The organism is Stenotrophomonas rhizophila, from assembly GCF_003651185.1.
Lineage (GTDB): Bacteria > Pseudomonadota > Gammaproteobacteria > Xanthomonadales > Xanthomonadaceae > Stenotrophomonas > Stenotrophomonas maltophilia_Z.
Map to the genome: position 1 here is coordinate 1298808 of NZ_RCDC01000004.1, position 19588 is coordinate 1318395.

Annotated in this window: 14 protein-coding genes and 1 tRNA gene; 3 read left to right on the top strand and 12 right to left on the bottom strand. The window is 67.8% G+C overall.

What is annotated here, in order from left to right; translation table 11 throughout:
- Window positions 1–48 precede the first annotated feature (48 nt).
- The 4 genes from tldD to BCL79_RS05885 are packed head-to-tail and all read right to left on the bottom strand — an operon-like array spanning window position 49 to window position 7501.
- Window positions 49–1494 carry a metalloprotease TldD gene (gene tldD / locus BCL79_RS05870; RefSeq protein ID WP_121038570.1) on the bottom strand — a complete coding sequence of 482 codons (1446 nt, stop codon included), beginning with the start codon at window positions 1492–1494 and terminating at the stop codon, window positions 49–51.
- 54 nt (window positions 1495–1548) lie between these two features.
- Window positions 1549–5409, bottom strand: a complete 3861-nt coding sequence (locus BCL79_RS05875; RefSeq protein WP_121038573.1) for a YhdP family protein — start codon at window positions 5407–5409, stop codon at window positions 1549–1551.
- A gap of 30 nt (window positions 5410–5439) precedes the next feature.
- A complete protein-coding gene (rng, locus tag BCL79_RS05880) occupies window positions 5440–6927 on the bottom strand; it encodes a ribonuclease G (protein ID WP_121038576.1) in 1488 nt (495 codons plus the stop codon).
- On the bottom strand, window positions 6920–7501 hold the full coding sequence (locus BCL79_RS05885; RefSeq protein ID WP_121038579.1) for a Maf-like protein: 582 nt from the start codon (window positions 7499–7501) through the stop codon (window positions 6920–6922). The genes rng and BCL79_RS05885 overlap by 8 nt, the downstream gene beginning before the upstream one ends.
- 130 nt (window positions 7502–7631) lie before the next feature.
- Between BCL79_RS05885 and BCL79_RS05890 the strand changes: the two genes are divergently transcribed.
- From BCL79_RS05890 to BCL79_RS05900, 3 genes are all read left to right on the top strand, one after another.
- Window positions 7632–8366, top strand: coding sequence for an SIMPL domain-containing protein (locus BCL79_RS05890; protein WP_088434541.1), 735 nt, complete (start codon window positions 7632–7634; stop codon window positions 8364–8366).
- A 231-nt stretch (window positions 8367–8597) separates the two neighbouring features.
- Window positions 8598–9263, top strand: a complete 666-nt coding sequence (locus BCL79_RS05895; RefSeq protein ID WP_121038582.1) for an energy transducer TonB — start codon at window positions 8598–8600, stop codon at window positions 9261–9263.
- Between the two features lie 180 nt (window positions 9264–9443).
- Complete coding sequence (locus BCL79_RS05900) at window positions 9444–12278, top strand: TonB-dependent receptor (RefSeq protein WP_121038585.1); 2835 nt, start codon at window positions 9444–9446, stop codon at window positions 12276–12278.
- Between the two features lie 124 nt (window positions 12279–12402).
- Here the strand turns inward: BCL79_RS05900 and BCL79_RS05905 are convergent.
- The 8 genes from BCL79_RS05905 to BCL79_RS05940 form a co-directional block, all read right to left on the bottom strand.
- Window positions 12403–12479, bottom strand: a tRNA-Asn gene (locus BCL79_RS05905).
- Between the two features lie 57 nt (window positions 12480–12536).
- Window positions 12537–13007, bottom strand: coding sequence for a 23S rRNA (pseudouridine(1915)-N(3))-methyltransferase RlmH (gene rlmH / locus BCL79_RS05910; protein ID WP_088434465.1), 471 nt, complete (start codon window positions 13005–13007; stop codon window positions 12537–12539).
- Window positions 13008–13091: 84 nt separating this feature from the next.
- Complete coding sequence (rsfS, locus tag BCL79_RS05915) at window positions 13092–13523, bottom strand: ribosome silencing factor (RefSeq protein WP_121038588.1); 432 nt, start codon at window positions 13521–13523, stop codon at window positions 13092–13094.
- 58 nt (window positions 13524–13581) lie between these two features.
- The gene (nadD, locus tag BCL79_RS05920) at window positions 13582–14247 is read right to left on the bottom strand and encodes a nicotinate-nucleotide adenylyltransferase (protein ID WP_121038591.1); all 666 of its coding nucleotides are present in this window, start codon (window positions 14245–14247) and stop codon (window positions 13582–13584) included.
- Window positions 14248–14251: 4 nt separating this feature from the next.
- On the bottom strand, window positions 14252–15289 hold the full coding sequence (gene holA, locus BCL79_RS05925; protein WP_121038594.1) for a DNA polymerase III subunit delta: 1038 nt from the start codon (window positions 15287–15289) through the stop codon (window positions 14252–14254).
- Window positions 15290–15320: 31 nt separating this feature from the next.
- Window positions 15321–15926 (bottom strand): LPS assembly lipoprotein LptE, encoded by a 606-nt coding sequence (gene lptE / locus BCL79_RS05930; RefSeq protein WP_121038597.1) that lies wholly within the window; start codon window positions 15924–15926, stop codon window positions 15321–15323.
- Between the two features lie 162 nt (window positions 15927–16088).
- Window positions 16089–18737 carry a leucine--tRNA ligase gene (gene leuS, locus BCL79_RS05935; protein WP_121038600.1) on the bottom strand — a complete coding sequence of 883 codons (2649 nt, stop codon included), beginning with the start codon at window positions 18735–18737 and terminating at the stop codon, window positions 16089–16091.
- A 186-nt stretch (window positions 18738–18923) separates the two neighbouring features.
- Complete coding sequence (locus tag BCL79_RS05940) at window positions 18924–19535, bottom strand: DUF998 domain-containing protein (protein WP_121041178.1); 612 nt, start codon at window positions 19533–19535, stop codon at window positions 18924–18926.
- Window positions 19536–19588 lie beyond the last annotated feature (53 nt).

Consider the following 19588-nt stretch of genomic DNA (forward strand, 5'->3'; position numbering starts at 1 on the left):
CCAGCTGGCGGCCGCGTGATCAGGCAGCGCAGGCGAATGCATCCCGGCTCAGGCCTGGGTGCCGCCCACGGTGATGCCATCGATCAGCAGGGACGGCTGGCCCACGCCGACCGGCACACTCTGGCCATCCTTGCCGCAGATGCCCACGCCCTCGTCCAGGGCCAGATCGTTGCCGATCATGCGCACTTTCTGCATGGTTTCCGGCCCGTTGCCGATCAGGGTGGCGCCCTTCACCGGCGCGGTGATTTTTCCGTCTTCGATCAGGTAGGCCTCGGTGGCCGAGAACACGTACTTGCCACTGGTGATGTCGACCTGGCCACCACCGAAGTTGACGGCGTACAGGCCACGCTTGACCGAGCGGATCATTTCTTCCGGATCGTGCTGGCCGGCGCGCATGTAGGTGTTGGTCATGCGCGGCATGGTCATGTGCGCGAATGATTCACGGCGGCCGTTGCCGGTCGGGGCCACGCCCATCAGGCGCGCATTGAGCGAATCCTGCATGTAGCCGACCAGGATGCCGTCCTCGATCAGCGTGGTGCATTGGGTCGGGTGGCCCTCGTCATCGATGTTCAGCGAGCCGCGGCGCCCGTCCAGGGTGCCGTCGTCAACGATGGTCACGCCCGGCGCGGCCACGCGCTCGCCGATCCGGCCGGCGTAGACGCTGGTGCCCTTGCGGTTGAAGTCGCCTTCCAGGCCGTGGCCGACCGCTTCGTGCAGCAGCACGCCGGGCCAGCCCGGGCCCAGCACCACGGTCATTACCCCGGCCGGGGCCGGAACCGCCTCCAGGTTCACCAGCGCCTGGCGCAGCGCCTCGCGGGCAAAACCTTCCGGGCGCCCATCGGCGAACAGGTCTTCATAGCTGTAACGGCCGCCGCCACCGGAGTAGCCCGACTCGCGACGCCCATGCTGCTCGACGATGACCTGTACGTTCAAGCGCACCAGCGGGCGGATATCCGCGGCGAGCACGCCATCGCTGCGCGCGATCAGGACCGTATCCACGCCGCCGGAAAGGCTGACCATCACCTGCTGCACGCGCGGGTCGGCGGCGCGCAGATAGCGGTCCAGCCGCTTGAGCATCTCCACCTTGGCCTCGTTGCCCATGCCGTCGATGGGGTCCAGCGCCGGGTACAGCGCGCGGCCACTGCCACGCACCAGCGAGCGGGCCGACTGTGCCCCGCCCTCGCGGGAGATGGCGCGGGCCGAGTTGGCCGCGGCCAGCAGCGCGTCGCTGTGAATGTCATCGGAGTAGGCGAAGCCGGTCTTCTCGCCGGCGATGGCGCGTACGCCCACGCCCTGCTCGATCGAATGCGCCCCGTCCTTGACGATGCCGTCCTCCACGCTCCAGCTCTCGCGGCGCGCGTGCTGGAAATAGAGATCCCCGAAATCGATGCCCGGGCCCAACAGGGTGCCGAACGTGCGTTCCAGACCGTTCGCATCCAGCCCGGCGGGCAGCAGCAGACGGTCGGTGGCCAGCGAAAGTGCGTTGTTGTTCATGCTCTTTGATCTGTGGGCGCCGGGCGCAATCGCAACCCGGGCGCGGGAAAGGGGTCAGCGCGCCGGCGGTACGGCCGGGGCCGGCTTGGGCGCTGCGTCGCGGTCGATCACATCGACCTTGGGTTCGGCCCAGGGGCCGGTCACGCGGTACGTCTTGGCGCCGATCTCGCCCAGCGGCTTGGACAGCACCGCGTTGGCCGCTGCACCGACCGCCGCCCCCACCGGCCCGCCGGCGACCGCGCCGACCACGGTCAGCAGGTTGCCGGCGCGCGGGTTGACGTCGATGGTCTGATCGAAGCGTTGCTGGCGCAGGTCGGTCTGGCCGCGGATGGTGATGTTCGCCGCCGGGCCTTCGATCAGCACCTTGTCGGTCGTGGCCATGCCATCGGCGAACGCCACGCGGCCTTCGACCTGGTTGAAGGCGAAGCCCTTGGAGAAGAAATCGCGGAAATCGAACATCAACCGGCGCGGCAGCTGGGTCACGCTGAGCAGGCCGAGCACGCGCCCGGCACCGGGTTCGAGTTCCAGCAACTGGCCGTTGCGGGCCTGCACGTCGAGCTGGCCCTGCAGCGCGCCGAGCTGGAAGTCGGACGGGCCGCCCTGCCAGCCGGCGCTCATGCTCAGCTGGCCCTGGCCGCCACGCAGCTGGCCGCCGTAATCCAGGTTCTGCATCAGTCCCCCCAGGTCCTCGCTCTTGACCTGCACGTTGAACTGGCTGCGCGCGGCCTCGCCCATGCCCATCCAGCGGCCATTGACGTCGATCTCCTGCTTGGGTGCGCGGAACTGCAGCTGGTCCACGCTCAGGCCGTTGGCCATCGGCCGCGTGCGCAATACCGCCTGGCCGAGCTTGGCCTTGCCGAACTGGAGGTCATCGATATCCAGCGACAGCGGCGGGATTTTGGCCGGATTGGTGTCATTGGCACTGGCCTGGACCCGCGCCGGCAGGGCCACGTCCGGTGGCAGCAGGATCGGAGCGCCATCGCTGGGCGCCTTGACCGGCGTCGGCAGCGATTGCCAGTGCACCCGGCTGAGCTTGCCGACGATGGTGCCGCCCTCGGCATTGGGCACGCTCAGGCCGCCCGCCAGCGAGGGACCGTCCAGGCGCACGTCCACGCTGCTGCTGGTCGGCCGCAGTTGCAGCCGGGTCTGTGGGAACACGCCACCGGCAAGCAGCAGCTGGCCGACCTGCACGTCCACCTGCCGCAGCGGCATCGGGTTCTTGCCGTCGCCGCCATCCGGCGAGCGGGCCAAGGCGATCCACTCCAGCGCATCCAGCGAGCCGCTGCGCCCGTTCACCACCAGCCCACTGGCCGGCGGATCACGATCCACGCGGTCGCTGCCGAGGGTGACCTGCACGCCGGTCTGGTTGTCATGCGTGCGCGCGGCCAAGGCCAGGCGCTGGCCGAAGGCGACATCCACACGGCCGCTGCCCATCGGCAGCTGTGCGGTGACGTCCGTCGCCAACGGCGTGGCGGCGGGCTTGTCCAGCGGCGCAGGCAGTTCCAGGGTGGTGCCGACCAGATCCGAATGCAGCTTGAGCACGGTGGGCGGCTCGACCTTGCTGCCGGCCGCGACCTTGGGCAGGGTCACCCCGATGGTCCAGCGTGAGGTGCCCTGGATGTAAGGTTTGAGCCAGTTCAATTCGGGCGCCCGGTCCAACAGCGCGCCGGCTTCCAGCGAGGCGGTCAGCTCGGATTCGAAGGCCTGTTGCGGATCCCGCACGAACTCCCCGGCGCGCAGGCTGAGCAGCCCGTCCTGGCCCTGGTGGCGCACGGCCAGGTGCTCCGCATCGAAGCCGCCGTGGCCATAGCGTGCCGTGCCGCGCATGTTCTCGAAGACCAGGTCGAAACGCTTCTCGGTGAGGGTCGCGCCATTGAGATCGACCGTGCCCTGCAGGTGACCGCCGCCGTCGTCGTGATGCAGTGGCTGCAGCAGGTCAAAGGTGACCGCGGCCGGCCCCTTCGCAGTGAGATTGTCCAGCGTCTCGCCATAGGTGGCCTGCAACGGACTCTGCTTGAGCATGGCCAGCAGTGCACCGGCATCGCTGCGGCTGGTGGCCTTGACGTACAGATCGGTCTCGCCGAAATCGGGAATGCCGGCATCGAAGTGGTCCACCGCCACCCCGGCCAGGTCGCCCTTGCCATGCAGTTCGAAGCCCGGGCCGATGAAGGCGATATCGGCATCGACCTTGTTCATCGCCGGCCAGTCGTGCTGGAAGCGGATGCTGCCGGCGTCGATGTGGCCGGTCGCCTCGAAGCGGCCGTTGTTCTTGTCGAACGGCCAGTCTTCCAGATCGCCGGTCACCAGGCCCACGCCGCCACGCACCTGGCCGGAGACCAGGGCGGCATCCAGCCAATCGGTGGCAGTCTTGCTCATCTTGGAATGGATCCAGAATCGCTTGGCCGCCGTCATCGGCACATCGTCGATCCTGGCCGCCAGTTCCAGCCAGGGGCGCGTGCCGTTGTTCTGGAACCAGATGCCGCCGCGCACATCGGCGGCGTAATCGGTGCCCTGCACGCGCAGCGCCGGGGTGCCGATCCGCCAGCCGCCGGCCTCGTCGCGCCAGCCCACCAACCGGCCGGCCAGGCGCACGTCGTGGCGCTCGCCAAAGCCGCTCGGCCAATCGAAATGCATCACCTGCTGCGGCTGCAGATCCAGGGTGAAGCCATCGGCATCGCCGTTGAAGCGCCCGCCCACACCGCTGAGCCCGGGCGAATGCCCGACCGCCGCGAAGCGGATGTCTTCCAGATCCCCGTCGACCGACAGCGGGCCGCCCTGCTCGCCTGCCACCCGCACGCGGGTCATGCGCACCTGCGGTGCGGCCTCGTGCAGCCACTCGCGCAGGCCGGGATCGATCCGGTCGGTCAGCGCCAGCCCCCGCAACAGCGCGGTGGCATCGATGTTGTCGCCGGCCAGCGCGAAGTGTTGCCCGCCGGCCAGCAGCAGCCCATCCAGTTGCTGGGTGCTGCCTTCCATGCCGATCCGCAACCGCGGCGCATCGGCGCGCCAGCCACCCTGCACCCAGCGCCAGCGTGCGCGCAGTTCCAGCGTGTCCAGCGCGAGCTGCGGGTGGGTGCCGTCCGCCAGCTTCACGCCGCGCACCTGTACGTTCTGAAGGTCCGCATCGGTGGTGACCATCACCACCCGGTGATCGCGCAGGTCCACCCACGCATTGAACTCACCGGTACCCTGCTGCAGGCCGATGCCGCCGAACTGCAGCAGCGAGGACCACGCCCGGAAGTCGGCCGGGTCGGCCGAGAACCAGGCCTGACCATCGCCGCGCTTGCGCTCGAATTCCAGCACCGCCGTCAGCGGCTGTGCGGACGGGTCGGCCCACGCACGCGCCCCAACCCGCAGGCGCTGGCCGTTGACGCGCAGGCGCAGGTCGATCCGCGGTAGCACCGCGCTCACGCCCAGCGAGGGCGCGTCCACCTTCAAGCGGCCACCGATCACCTGCAGCTCGCCGAGGCGGCGCAGTGTCTCCAGCGGATCGCCTGCACCGGACTGCGGCAGGCCCTGCACCGACCAGCGGCCGTCGTCGGCACGCTGCAGCACCAGCGCCAGGCCGCGCAGGCGCAGCTCGGTCAGCGAGTGGCCCGGCAGCAGGCCGGCATACATCGAGACCAGCACCTCGGCCTCGCCGATGCGCAGGCCCTGCCCTTCACCGATGCGCAGCCCTGTGAGCTGCAGCAGCGGGCCGCGCCGGGTCCAGGCGGTGTCCAGCGCATCGAAGCGCACCGGTTGGCCCGCGCGCGCACTCAACCACGCCGCCACCTTGTCCGGGTGACGCTCGGCCAAGGGCAACAGCTGGCTGGCAGTGCCGACCAGCAGCGCCACGCCCACGAGCAGGACCGCCACCGCATACACAGCATGGCGGCGGATCCGGCGCAGGCGCAGGCGCAGCGGTGTGCTCATCGGAACGTGGGAATGCCGGACCGGCCGCGGTCAGAGCAGCACAACATCGAACTGCTCCTGCAGGTACTGCTCGTCCGCCTGGAAGCGGATGCTCTTGCCCAGGAACTCCTCCAGTTCGGCCACCGCCGAGGATTCCTCGTCGGTGATGCGTGCGACCACCTTGGAGGAGGCGATCACCAGCAGGCGCGCCGCATCGAACTGACGCACCGCCCGGGTGATCTCGCGGAAGATCTCGTAAGTGACCGTTTCGGCGGTCTTGATCGAGCCCCGCCCACTGCACTCCGGGCACGGCTCGGACAGTTGCCGCTCCAGGCTTTCCACGGTGCGCTTGCGGGTCATCTCGACCAGGCCCAGCGGCGAGAAATCGTAGACGGTGGTCTTGGCATGGTCGCGGGCCAGCGCCTTCTCCAGGGTGCGCAGCACCTGGCGGCGATGCTCGGCATCGTCCATATCGATGAAGTCGATGATGATGATGCCGCCCAGGTTGCGCAGCCTCAGTTGCCGCGCCACCGCCTGCGCGGCCTCCAGATTGGTGCGGAACACGGTCTCTTCGAGGTTGCGCTGGCCCAGGAACGAACCGGTGTTCACGTCGATGGTCGTCATCGCCTCGGTCTGGTCGATCACCAGATAGCCACCGGACTTCAGCGGGACCTGCTTGTCCAGCGCCCGGCCGATTTCATCCTCGACCCCGAACATGTCGAAGATCGGGCGATCACCGCTGTACAGCTCCAGTTTCTCGGCCAGCACCGGCATGTACTTGGCCACGAAGGCCTGCAGCTGGTTGAAGGTCTCCTTGGAATCGACCTTGACCTTGTCCACGTCCTTGCGGATCAGATCGCGCACCGAGCGCAGCGGCAGGCTCAGGTCTTCATAGATCACGCTGAGCGGTGCGGCATCGCGGCCACGGCGCTCCACCACGTTCCAGACCCGCGACAGGTAGGCCACGTCTTCGGCGATCGCCTCCGCCGGCTGGCCTTCGGCATTGGTGCGCACGATGTAGCCGTAGCCGCCGTGCTGGGCCGACAGTTCGGTCACCAGGCTCTTCAGGCGGGCGCGCTCGGCCTCGTCCTCGATCCGGGCCGACACGCCCACCACCTTGGACTGCGGCAGCAGCACCATGTAACGCGAGGGAATGCTGATCTGGGTGGTCAGGCGGGCGCCTTTGGTCCCGATCGGGTCCTTGACCACCTGCACCACGATGTCCTGGCCGTCGCGCAGCAGCTCGACGATCGGCACCGAGGACGGCGGCGGCAACGTGGTGCCTTCGGTATCCGGGCTGGCCACCGGGGCCGGGCGGATCACATCGTTGGCGTGCAGGAACGCGGCGCGCTCCAGCCCGACCTCGACGAAGGCCGCCTGCATGCCCGGCATCACCCGCTGCACCTTGCCCTTGTAGATGTTGCCGACCACGCCGCGGCGCCAGCCACGTTCGATGTGCAGTTCCTGCAGCATGCCGTTCTCGATGACGGCGACGCGGGTTTCCCGCGGAGTGACATTGACCAGGATTTCTTCAGACATGGGCGACTCCCTTCAGTTCGAACGTCTGCAGCAACTGCTCGGTCTGTTGCAGGGGCAAACCCATCACACCCGAATAGCTTCCCGCCAGATGGCGGATATATCGTTCGGCGCCACCCTGGATCGCATAGGCACCGGCTTTGTCCATCGGCTCGCCACTGGCCACGTAGGCTGCGATCCGATCCTCCTCGATCGCCGCGAACGTCACCTCCGAGACCACCAGCACGCTCTGTTCCCGGCCCGCAGCGACCAGCGCCACGGCGGTCATCACCTGGTGGGTGCGCCCGGCCAACGCGCGCAGCATCGCGCAGGCGTCGGCAGCATCGGCCGGTTTACCGAACACGCGCCCGTCGAGCACGACTTCGGTGTCCGAGCCCAGCACCACCGCCTCGGGGTCATGCGCGACAAGCGCCAACCCGGCGCGCGCCTTGTCGGCGGCGACCCGCTGCACGTAATCGGCGGCGGACTCGTCGGGCGCACGGACTTCGGGCACGTGAAGCTCAAGCGCCTGGAACGGTCGTTCCAGGCGCGCAAGCAGTTCGTTTCGTCGGGGGGATCGAGAGGCAAGATAAAGCATCGAGGAAGCATAACCTGAGCCTACTGTCTGAATCGCGAGCAACACGCTTGAATCGTGATCAACCCCATCAAACCTCACGACGCGTTCATCGCCCCGACACCAACCTCAACGTCTTCACAAGGAGATGTACATGCGCCGCCCGTCCCTGTCCCCGTTGCTGCTCGCCCTGTCCCTTGCCCTGGGAGCTTCGATGACCGCCCACGCCCAGTCCCAGCCCACCATCGCCGTGCCGGCCGACGGCACCCTGCTCAACATCTCGGCCAATGCCGAGGCCAGGCGCGTGCCGGACGTGGCCACGCTCTCGGCCGGCGTGGTGACCCAGGCCGTGGACGGCAACACCGCCATGCGCCAGAACGCCGAGCAGATGACCAAGGTGCTCGCCGCGATCAAGGCCGCCGGCATCGCCGAGCGTGATGTGCAGACCAGCGGCGTCAACCTGAGCCCGCAGTATCGCTATGCCGACAACGAGGCACCGAAGATCACCGGGTACCAGGCCAGCAACACGGTCAGCCTGAAAGTGCGCGACATCGCCAAGCTCGGCAAAGTACTCGACGCACTGGCCGCCCAGGGCGCCAACCAGATCAACGGCCCGCAGTTCGAGATCGACCAGCCCGAACCGGTCTATGACGAGGCCCGCCTGGCCGCGCTGAAGAAAGCCCAGGCCCGTGCGGAGACCTACGCCAAGTCGCTGGGCCTGCGCGTGCGCCGGATCGTGAGCATCTCCGAGAGCGGCGGCGGCAACTTCCGCCCGGTGATGATGCGTGCGGCGGCGGCGCCGATGGCAGCCGACGTGTCCACCCCGGTCTCGCCGGGCGAATCGACCGTGTCGGTCAACCTGGACGTGGTGTTCGACCTGGGCCGGTAACACGTCAGAAGAGAGCGGACCAGCGGCCCGCTCCTGCCTGGCATGACGGCGCCTGCGGGCGCCGTCATGCTGTCTGCGGCTGGATCCTGACTGCCAGCCAACTCGCCACCCTGCCCCTGACTTCCGGCCCGTGCCGGGCTCGGGTATTGCTGTCAGTGCGCGGCCCCGCCTGACCCCACGCGCCGCGCAGGCACGTTGATGTTCCCGCACATCTGGCAAGGAGAGTGGAGCATGGTCCGTACCCCGTCCCCGGTTGTCCCGCTGCCCATCGAAGCGTCCCGCGTGCTCGGGTGGAGCACCGCCATCGCGGTCCATGCGCTGGCCCTGATGCTGTTGTTGATTCCTGCCGCACAGCCGCTGATCACGGCCCCGCGCGAGCGCATGCGGGTGAGCTGGGTGCTGCCTCCGCCGCCGCAGCCGCAGCCGGAGATCATCCGTCACCCTCCAGCGGACCCGCAGCGGCTCCCCCCGACCGTGCCCGTGACCACGCAACGCGCGCCGGCACCGCTGCCGACACCCACCGCCACCCTCGACGAGGCGCCCGCGGTGGCACCGATGCCCGCCAGCGAGACCGCCGCACCGGCGCTGGAACCGGCCCCCGCCGCGCCCTCGCCCGCCGCCGGAGCCCAACTGCAGTACCGCAGCGCGCCACCCCCGCCCTATCCCGTCGCGGCGATCCGCCTTGGCCAGGAGGGGACGGTCCTGCTGCGCATCCGGGTGGGCACCGATGGCAACCCCGTCGCGGTCAGCATCGAAAAGAGCAGCGGCTCTCGTGCTCTGGACCAGGCAGCGCGTCAGCAGGTAATGCGTCATTGGCGCTTCGTGCCCGCGACCGTCAATGGGCAGGTGGTCCAAGCCGATGGCCTGGTGCCGGTGGAGTTTTCGTTGCCGCACTGATGGGCTGGGGAGGGCCCCGTCGGGGCTCTCCCCATTCACACAAGGCCCTCACACGATCTTTCGCGAATTAAGCAATTTTTCACACTTGCGTCACCTGCCGGAAACCTAGATTGGCGCCGTCGCCAGTGATTTCGATGACGACCCTCACACATGTAGGTTTTCCCAGTCAGGAGAGAAGCTGTGAAACACCCGATCCAACGCCGCGACGACAGCCGCCGCAATACCCTGGCCCATTCCATTTCCACGATCCTGACCAGCGGCGCGCTGCTGCTGGTGGGCGCCATGGCGTCGTCCTCCGCGTTCGCGCAGGAGCAGGCGACCAACCTTGACCGGATCACGGTGACCGGCTCGAACATCCCCCGCACCAATACCGAGACTCCCTCCCCCGTCCAGGTGGTCACCCGCCAGGAGATTGACCGCACCGGCAAGACCACGGTCGCCGAGTACCTGCAGACCCTGACCGCGGATGGGTCCGGCTCCATTCCCAAGACCTTCGGCAACGGCTTTGCCGGCGGTGGCGCGGGCATCTCGCTGCGCGGCCTGGGCGCCGGCTCCACGCTGGTGCTGTTGAACGGCCGCCGCATGGCGACCTACGGCCTGGCCGATGACGGCCAGAAAGTCTTCACCGATCTGAGCACGATTCCGCTGGATGCGGTCGAGCGCATCGAAGTCCTCAAGGACGGCGCTTCTGCGATCTACGGTTCCGATGCCATCGCCGGCGTGGTCAACATCATCCTGCGCAGCGACTTCAACGGCGCCATCCTGCGCGCCTCCTACGGCCTGTCCGGTGACAGCGACGGCGATGCCAAGAAGGCCACCCTGACCGCCGGTACCGGCGACCTGGCCACCGATGGCTGGAATGCGTTCTTCAGCCTGGACGTGGGCAAGACCGACGCAATCAAGATCAGCGACCGCAAGAACCGCAAGTGGATCGGCACCGGCGATATCCGCCCGTGGGGCTACGGCAACAACGCCCAGTTCCTGGGTGGCGCCGCGCTGTCCGGCGGTACCCGTGGCGGTGTGGGTCCGACCGGTTCGGTCTTCGACGATCGCGCCGTGACCGCTGACAATCCGGCCTTCCTCGTTGCGCTCCCAGGCTGTGCGGGCCTTACCACCATTCCTGGCCAGAACGACGTCACCGCACAGCAGCAGGGCTGCCTGTGGGATCCGAACCAGCTGTACCGTGACCTGACCCCGGAAGAGAAGTACGTCAACGTGTTCGGTCGCGCCAGCTTCGCCTTCGGCGAGGGCGGTGAGATCTACACCGAAATCGGCTACTCCAAGAAGGAAACCACCTTCAGCAACACGCCCTCCGGCGTGTCCGGCGGCTGGGGCTATCCCGGCGGCCCGGTCAACGCCAACAGCGGCGATGGCGCCACCGTGCTCGGCCCTACCCATCCGGACAATCCCATTCCCGGCCAGGCCTCGCGCCTGCGCTACTCGGCCTGGGATGTCGGCCCGCGCGTGACGGAGAACACCAACGAGTTCAACCGCTTCCTGGTGGGCGTGAAGGGCAACTGGGGTGAGTGGAGCTACGACACCGCCTACCTGCATTCGGGGACGGATCTGGTCAACAAGCGCACCGGCTTCCTGCGCTACAGCGCCGTGCAGTGCGCGCTTGGGAACCCGGCCTGCCCAGGCGGGGTGTGGCGCATCGGCGACAACGCCGGGCTCAATTCGCAGGCGCTGTATGACTACATCTCGCCTGACATCAGCGCACGCGCCAAGTCCAGCCTGGACATGTTCGACTTCACCGTGTCGCGCAGCCTGATGGACCTCAAAGGTGGCCCGCTTGGCCTGGCGCTGGGTACCGAATGGCGCAAGACCAGCAACAGCCTGACCCCGCAGACCTATACCGACCAGGGCGACATCATCGGCCTGGGTTACTCGGCCTATGACGGCACGCAGAACGTTTACGCCGGTTACGTCGAACTGTCCGCTCCGGTACTGGAGCAGTTGGAACTGTCCGGCGCGGTGCGCTATGACAAGTATGAAAGCGGCGAGGGCAAGGCGACGCCGAAGGTCGGCATCAAGTGGACCCCGGCCGACTGGATCGCGGTCCGCGGCAGCTATGCCGAAGGCTTCCGCGCGCCGAATCCGGCCGAGAACGGCGACGGTGGCCTGGCCGCGTTCTCCAACGCTGCCGATCCCGTGCGCTGCCCCGGCGGCAACCCGGCCCCGGGCGCGACCGATGACGATTGCGGCGCACTGCCGGTCGCCATCATCACCCGCCCGAACCAGGACCTGAAGCCGGAGGAATCCAAGAGTTATTCAGTCGGCCTGGTGCTGCAGCCGACCTCAAGCACCTCGATGACGGTCGACGCGTGGCAGATCAAGCGTACCAACGAAATCGCCCAGGGCAGTACTGCCGAAGCGATTGCCGCAGGCAACGTGCTGCGTGACAACAACCTGCTCAATGGTGTTCCCGGCACCGGCAGCATCCTGGCGGTCAATACGCAGTACATCAACGCTGCATCGACCCGCGTCCGCGGTATCGATACCGACATCCGCCAGACCTTCGACATCGGTCCGGGCCAGCTGGAGATGGACCTGCAGTGGAGCCATGTGCTCAAGTTCGAGCGTACCGATGCCGACGTGACCGTCGACTATGCCGGCACGCACGGCAACTGCGACGTCACCAACTGCATCGGCACCCCGAAGGACCGCATCAACTTCGGCACCACCTGGAAGCAGGGCCCGTGGAGCGTCAGCGGCGTGGCCAACTACATCTCCAAGATGGAGAACACCGACTTCCGCGGTCCGGACGGCTCGTATCAGTTCGCCTATGCCGACGGCACCGATGTCACCAAGATCTCTTCGTTCACCACCTTCGACCTGTCCGGTCGCTGGAACATCACCGAGGCCTTCGAGTTGAACGCATCGGTGCAGAACCTGTTCGACCGCATCGCTCCGCTGGATCCGACCACCTACGGTGGCGTGAACTACAACCCGCTGCACTTCAGCGGCGCGATCGGCCGTTACTTCACCGTCGGTGCCAAGTACACCTTCGAATGAGGTAAGCGCACTTGGGGAACAAGGAGCCCGGGCATTGCCCGGGCTTTTTGTTTGGATCGCGGCACGCGGGTAAATCGCGGACAAGAAAAAGCCCCGCATCGCTGCGAGGCTTTTCTTCAAATCTTGGCGCCCGAAGTTGGACTCGAACCAACGACCCCCTGATTAACAGTCAAGTGCTCTAACCGGCTGAGCTATTCGGGCGGGGTGCGCATTGTAGCCCGTTTTTCGCGAGATGTAACCCGTCTGGCGACAACTATTTCACGCGCGGTGATACGGATGGTTGGCCAGCATCGCCGCGGCGCGGTACAGCTGCTCGGCCACTACCAGGCGCACCAGCATGTGCGGCAGCGTCAGCGGGCCGATCGACCATTTCTCATCAGCCATTGCCGACACTTCCGCCGAATGCCCCTCCGGCCCGCCGATCAGGAAGGCCAGGTCCCTGCCCTGGCCGCGCCAATGCTCCAGGCGCTGCGCCAGCTGCTCGGAACTGAGCGGGCGTCCCGGCACGTCGAGCGCGACCACATAGGCATTTTTCGGCAACGCGGCGATCACCCGCTTGCCTTCGTCATCGGTCGCGCGGCGCGCATCGCGGCCCTTGCCGCGCAGGCCGGGTTCGATCTCGACCAGCTCGAACGGCAACCAGTGCGAGAGCCGCTTCTGGTACTCGGCAAAGCCCTGCGCCACCCAGGATGGGGCGCGCTCGCCGGTGGCGATCAGCTTGGCTTTCATGTCTGTCCTCCGCAGCCACCACAGGCGGCGCCGCAAAAGACAACGGCGCCATCGGCGCCGTTGTCGTGACCGGGCACGCTGCGATCAGCGCGCGTCGTAGTCGTCGTCCGCATCGTCGAGCAGTTCGATCGGCGGCTGGTCGCCCACGGTCCACAGGCGCTCGAGCGCGTAGAACTCACGCACGCGCGGCAGCATCACGTGAACGATCACATCGCCCAGGTCGACCAGCACCCACTCGGCTTCGCGCTCGCCTTCCACACCCAGCGGCATCACGCCCAGCTTCTTGGCGAACTTCACCACTTCGTCGGCGATCGACTTGACGTGACGGCTGGAGGTGCCCGAGGCGATCACCATGTAATCGGCGACGCTGGAGCGGCCGATGACGTCGATCTCAACGAGATCCTTGGCCTTCAGTTCTTCGGTGGCCCCGCGCACGCACTCGAGCAGCTGCAGAACGGAGGGCGCCGGATTGGGCAGTTGGACCTTGATGGTCTGGGGCTGGGCTTGGTTGCTCAAAGCGGGTCAACTCGATAAATGTGGGGCCGATTATACGGGGCGGCGGGCCCGCGCGTATTCACGACGGTGTCGCGCCGTACAGGCGGTGGTCGATGATGTAGCCCGCCACCGCCTCAGGCAGCAGTTGCTGCCAGGGCCCGGCGGCGGCGATCTGCGCGCGCACCGCGGTGGCCGATTCCTCGCGCAACGGCGCCTGCAAGCGCATCAGGCGCCCGGCCGGCGCGCTGAACAGCTCACGCTCGTGGCTGGCCCAGCGCCCTTCCAGGGCCTGCGCCAGCACCGGGTCGCAGGCGGCGGCCAGGGGACTGCCGGGGCGGTCGGCGACGATGAAATGCGCCAGCTCGAATAGCGCTTTCCAATCGTGCCAGCTGGGCAGGGCCAACAGGCTGTCGGCCCCGACCAGCCAGGCGATCGGCTGGCGCGGGCCCAGCTCGGCGCGCAGCTCGCGCAGCGTATCGACGGTGTAGGACGGCACGCCGGGCTGGCGCTCGGCCCGGTCCAGCTCGCGCCGGTCCAGCAGCAGGCCGGGCTCATCGCCGATGGCCAGGGCCAGCATGGCCAGGCGCTGTGCAGCAGCAGCGCCGGGGGCGGCACGGTGCGGTGGATCGGCGGCCGGCAGCAGGCGGACGGCTACCTGCAGCTGGTCGCGGGCGGCGCGGGCAATGGCCAGATGGCCCAGATGGACGGGATCGAAGGTCCCGCCGTAATAGATGCGCAGCCCCATGGGCTCAGGCCCGGGCGAGCAGGCGCACAGCGCGGGCTTCGGAGACGGCGATCAGCAGCCGCTCCAGCGCCAGCCAGGCGTCGCCATCGGCGCGCCCCTTGGCGATGCGGTCCACCAGCCCGGCTTCGGCCACGAAGCGCTCCCAGCGCTTGACCTCGGGATGGCGCTGCAGCGCGCGCTTGAACGGCGCCTGCCGCGATTCCCAGATGCCGCGGCTCTTCATTTCCGCAGCCAGGTTGCCACCGCGCGCCTGCACCCGCGCCAGACCGGCGGTGGAGAGCAACTCGCGGATCACGATCGGCGTCAGCGCCGCCACCGCTTCACCTTCGGCACGCAGGCCGGCGATCATGCGCAGCACGGCCGCAGGCTGACCCGAGAAGGTCGCCTCGACCAGACGGAACACGTCATAACGGGCGGCATCGGCCACCAGCGATTCCATGGTGTCCACATCCAGGGTCTGGCCATCGGCCAGCAGCGCCAGCTTGTCGATTTCCTGGGCGGCGGCGAGCAGGTTGCCTTCCACCCGTTCGGCCAGGCGCTGCACCGCCTGCGGGTCGGCGCGCAGGCCCTTGCCACGCAGCCGGCGCTCGATCCACTCGGTGAGTTCATGCGGCTTGATCGCCCAGGCCACCGAGATAACCCCGGCGCGGCCAACGGCATCGGCCCACTTGGTCTGGTGGGCCTTGCTCCATTCATTGCAGGTGATCAGCAGGATCACGTCCGGCGCCGGGTTGGCACAGAACTGGCTGATCACTTCGGCGCCTTCCTTGCCCGGCTTGCCACTGGGCAGGCGCAGTTCCATCAGGCGACGTGCACTGAACAGACTGGGCGCGTTGAAGCTGGCATCGAGCTGGTGCCAATCGAAGTCACGGCCATCGGCATCGAAGACTTCGCGCTCGTTGACGCCCTCGGCGCGTGCGCGCGCCCGCACCGCATCGGCCGCTTCCAGCACACGCAGCGTTTCTGGACCTGCGATCAGGTAGACCGGGGCCAACGGCTGGCTGGCCGGTTGGCTGGCAAGCTGTTCGGGGCGCAGTTCCATCCGGGCAGGCCGATCCGCAGGCGGACCGGATTCAGTGTCCCTGCGGGACGTCGGCGGGTACCGCCGGCGCCGGGGTCGGGGTGGCAGCGGGCGTCACGGCCGGGGTCGTGCCGGACTTGGCCGGGGCACGGCCATGCTCCAGTTCCGCGCGGACCACGCTGTCGATACGCCGCATGATCGAGGCGGACATCTCACGGCGCAGTTCGTCGGCGAGGATTTCGCGTTCGGTGGTGGTACCGGTGGCGTCGGTCGGCGGCGACACGTAGTCGCGCGAGAGTTCGATCACCTGCTGCGGCACCAGCTCGCTGCCGTCTTCGCGGCGGAAGATGAAGATCACCGCATAGCGCAGGCTGTACTCCTGGGCACGGCCCTGGGCATCGATCGCGATCGGCAGATCGCCCCAGCGCTCGGACAATACCTGCAGCTGCGAGGCCGGGCCGGTGCTGTCCGGATCCGCCAACTGCGCACCGGAGGCCTGCAGGCCACGGCGGAGCAACTTGACCAGCTCACTGTAAGGCGCGGTGGAGACCACCTGCACCGCGGCCGTATCGGCCGGCAGCATCAACTTGTTGCGCAGATGGAAGCCGCACCCGGCAAGGGTTGCGGTCAGGACAAGGGCAAGCAGGAATCGGGTCATGGATACAGTCTGTAGGAGCGCGGCGGTCGCGGCAACAAGCAGTGATCCTGCCGGATGCCGCGTGAACAGGACTTGATACCGGACGGTCTGCAGGATCTGCCTGCGACCGGCCCTTGGAGATCGGTACCACCGGAGGCGCAGGCCCCCGGTGGCACGACGGGATCAGCCCTGCGGGGCCGCCACGATGTTCACGATCTTGCCCGGCACGATGATGATCTTGCGCACGGTCAGCCCTTCCAGGAACTTGGCCGCATTCGGCTCGGCCAGGCCCAGTGCTTCGATCTGATCACGCGGCGCATCGGCAGCGACGTCGATGGTGCCGCGCAGTTTGCCGTTGACCTGCACCGCCAGGGTCACCGCATCGCGCACCAGCGCCGCCGGATCGGCGTCCGGGAACGCCTGGTCTTCCAGCAGTTCCTCGGCGTGGCCCAGCACCTGCCACAGCGCATGGCTGGCATGCGGCGTGATCGGGTTGAGCAGCAGCACGGTGGCGCGTAGTGCTTCCTGGCGCACCGCACGGCCCTGCTCGCTGACGTCATCGAACTTGGCCAGCGCGTTCATCAACTCCATCACCGCGGCGATCGCGGTGTTGAAGCTGTGGCGGCGGCCGTAGTCGTCGCCGACCTTGCCGATGGTTTCATGGGTCTTGCGGCGCAGCGCCTTCTGCTCGGCATTCAGCGCGGCCACGTCCAGCGCCGGGGCGGCGCCATCAGCGGCATGCTTCTGCACCTGGGCCCACAAGCGGCGCAGGAAACGGGCCATGCCATCCACGCCGGCTTCGTTCCACTCCAGCGACTGTTCGGGCGGCGCGGCGAACATCGAGAACAGGCGCACGGTGTCGGCGCCGTACTTGCCCACCATCACCTGCGGGTCCACGCCGTTGTTCTTGGACTTGGACATCTTCTCGGTGCCGCCGATCACCACCGGCTGGCCGTCGGCGATCAGGGTCGCCCCGACAATGCGGCCGCGCTCGTCACGCTGCACATCCACATCGGCCGGGTTGATCCAGTCCTTGGAGCCGTCCGGGTTCGGGCGGTAGTAGGTTTCGGCGATCACCATGCCCTGGCACAGCAGATTCTGCGCCGGCTCGTTGCTGTCCACCATGCGCGCATCACGCAGCAGCTTGTGGAAGAAACGGAAGTACATCAGGTGCAGGATCGCGTGCTCGATGCCACCGATGTACTGATCCACCGGCAGCCAGTAGTTGCCCCGCTTGTCCACCGCATCGCGGGCACCCGGCGAGGTGTAACGCGCGTAGTACCAGCTCGATTCCATGAAGGTATCGAAGGTGTCGGTCTCGCGCTCGGCCGCGCCGCCGCAGTCCGGGCAGGTGGTCTTGCGCCATTCCGGATCGGCCTTGATCGGCGAGCCGGTGCCGACGAAGTTGACGTTCTCCGGCAGGACCACCGGCAGCTGCTCTTCCGGTACCGGCAAGGCACCGCACTTCGGGCAGTAGATCACCGGGATCGGGCAACCCCAGTAGCGCTGGCGGCTCACGCCCCAGTCGCGCAGACGATAGTTCACGCGGCGCTGGCCCTGGGCCTTGCGCTCGAAACGCTCGGCCAGTGCCTCGAAGGCGCCCTGGAAGTCCAGCCCGTCGAACTCTTCGGAGTTGACCAGCTCGGTCTCGCGGGTCTTGTCGCCGTACCAATCCTGCCAGCGCGTGGCGTCGTACGCGCTTTCTTCCTTGCGCAGCGACTTCAACGCGATGACCTGGCGGATCGGCAGGCCGTACTTGTTGGCGAATTCGTTATCGCGCTGATCATGGCCGGGGACGGCCATCACCGCGCCGGTGCCGTAACCCATCAGCACGAAGTTGGCGACCCACACCGGCACCTGGGCGCCGGTGACCGGATGGATGGCGCGCAGGCCGGTATCCATGCCGCGCTTTTCCTGGGTTTCCAGCTCAGCCTCAGACACGCCGCCCTGCTTCATCTCGGCCAGCAGCGCGGCCAGCGCCGGGTTGGACTTGGCCGCGTGCTGGGCCAGCGGATGTTCGCCGGCGATGGACACGAAGGTCACGCCCATCACGGTGTCCGGCCGGGTGGTGAACACGCGCAGCGGGTCCAGCGTGCTGCCGTCGGCGTCACGCACATCGAACTGGATCTCCAGCCCTTCCGAGCGGCCGATCCAGTTGCGCTGCATGGTCTTGACCGAGTCGGGCCAGCCCGGCAGTTCGTCCAGGCCGTCCAGCAGTTCCTGGGCGTAATCGGTGATGCGCAGGAACCACTGCGGGATCTCGCGCTTTTCCACCAGCGCGCCGGAACGCCAGCCGCGGCCATCGATGACCTGCTCGTTGGCCAGCACGGTCTGATCGATCGGGTCCCAGTTCACCACCGCGTTGCGGCGGTAGGCCAGGCCCTTGCGCATCAGGCGGGTGAACATGCGCTGCTCGTGCACGTAGTACTCGGGCGTGCAGGTGGCGAACTCGCGCGACCAATCGATCGCATAGCCCATGGCCTTGAACTGGCCACGCATGTGCTCGATGTTGGCGTAGGTCCACTTGGCCGGCGCGGTCTTGTTCTTGATCGCCGCGTTCTCGGCCGGCAGGCCGAAAGCATCCCAACCCATCGGCTGCAGCACGTTGTGGCCGGTCATCCGCTTGTAGCGGCTGATCACGTCACCGATGGTGTAGTTGCGCACGTGGCCCATGTGCAGCGCACCGGACGGATACGGCAGCATCGAGAGGCAGTAGAACTTCGGCTTCTCCGAAGTCTCGGTGACCTCGAAGGCACGGGTGGCATCCCAGTACTGCTGGGCGGCGGATTCAACCTGCTGCGGATCGTAAACGTTGGGTTCGACGCTGGTCATAAAAACGCTAGTGCGGCGGCAAAGCGGCACAGGGTACCGCAGTGCGGCAAAGGGCTCCAATCGACGTGGCCCACCGTCGCGGCCAAACCTGTCATCTCATTGAATTGACTGGGGATTGGCGAAACACCTCCGCCCTCGCCGCGCGCCACGGCGCGTGCCGGGGCGCAGCAACGGCTGCGGCTGTGCTCAGGTGCGCCGCGTGGAGGGCGCCAACGGCAGCACCGCCACCAGCCAGACCAGCCAGACCCCGAAGGCCACGCGCTGGGCCATCGGGGCCGGCAGCAGGGCCTGCAGCGCGAACGCGGCAAGCAGCACCCCCACCCCGCAGGCCAGGTGCAGGCCGCCCACGGCGCGCCACGCCGGCAGCCGCAGCGCGCCGATCCCGGACATCATCGCGCCCGGCACGAAGGCCAGCACCCACACCATCCAGGCACTGGCGTGGTACTGGCTGGCCGGGTTGTCCAGATCACGGGTATCCAGCGGCAGCACGCCCATCGCGGTGAAGCCGACGCCGGCCAGCATCAGCAACTGCGCACCCACCCGCATCGACCACGGCGCGGTGCGCGGCACCCGCAGCAGCAGGCGCAGCGCAACGAGGCTGGCGAGCAGGCCGGGCAGCGCGAAACCGAGCATGTTGAACGCCTGCGCATGCGGCACGTCCATCGCCCCGAGCAGCGCGACCGGATGGCCGACCGGATCGAACAGCGGCAGCGCCGCGCCGAAGCCCAGCACCGCGCCCACGAACAACACCGCGGCGGCAATGCCCAGGCCACCTTCCCAACGTTGGACTCCCTGCATGCGGCTCACCCGGCTGCGTCTGAAGGCCTGCATTGTCGCTGTTCCAAGCGGAA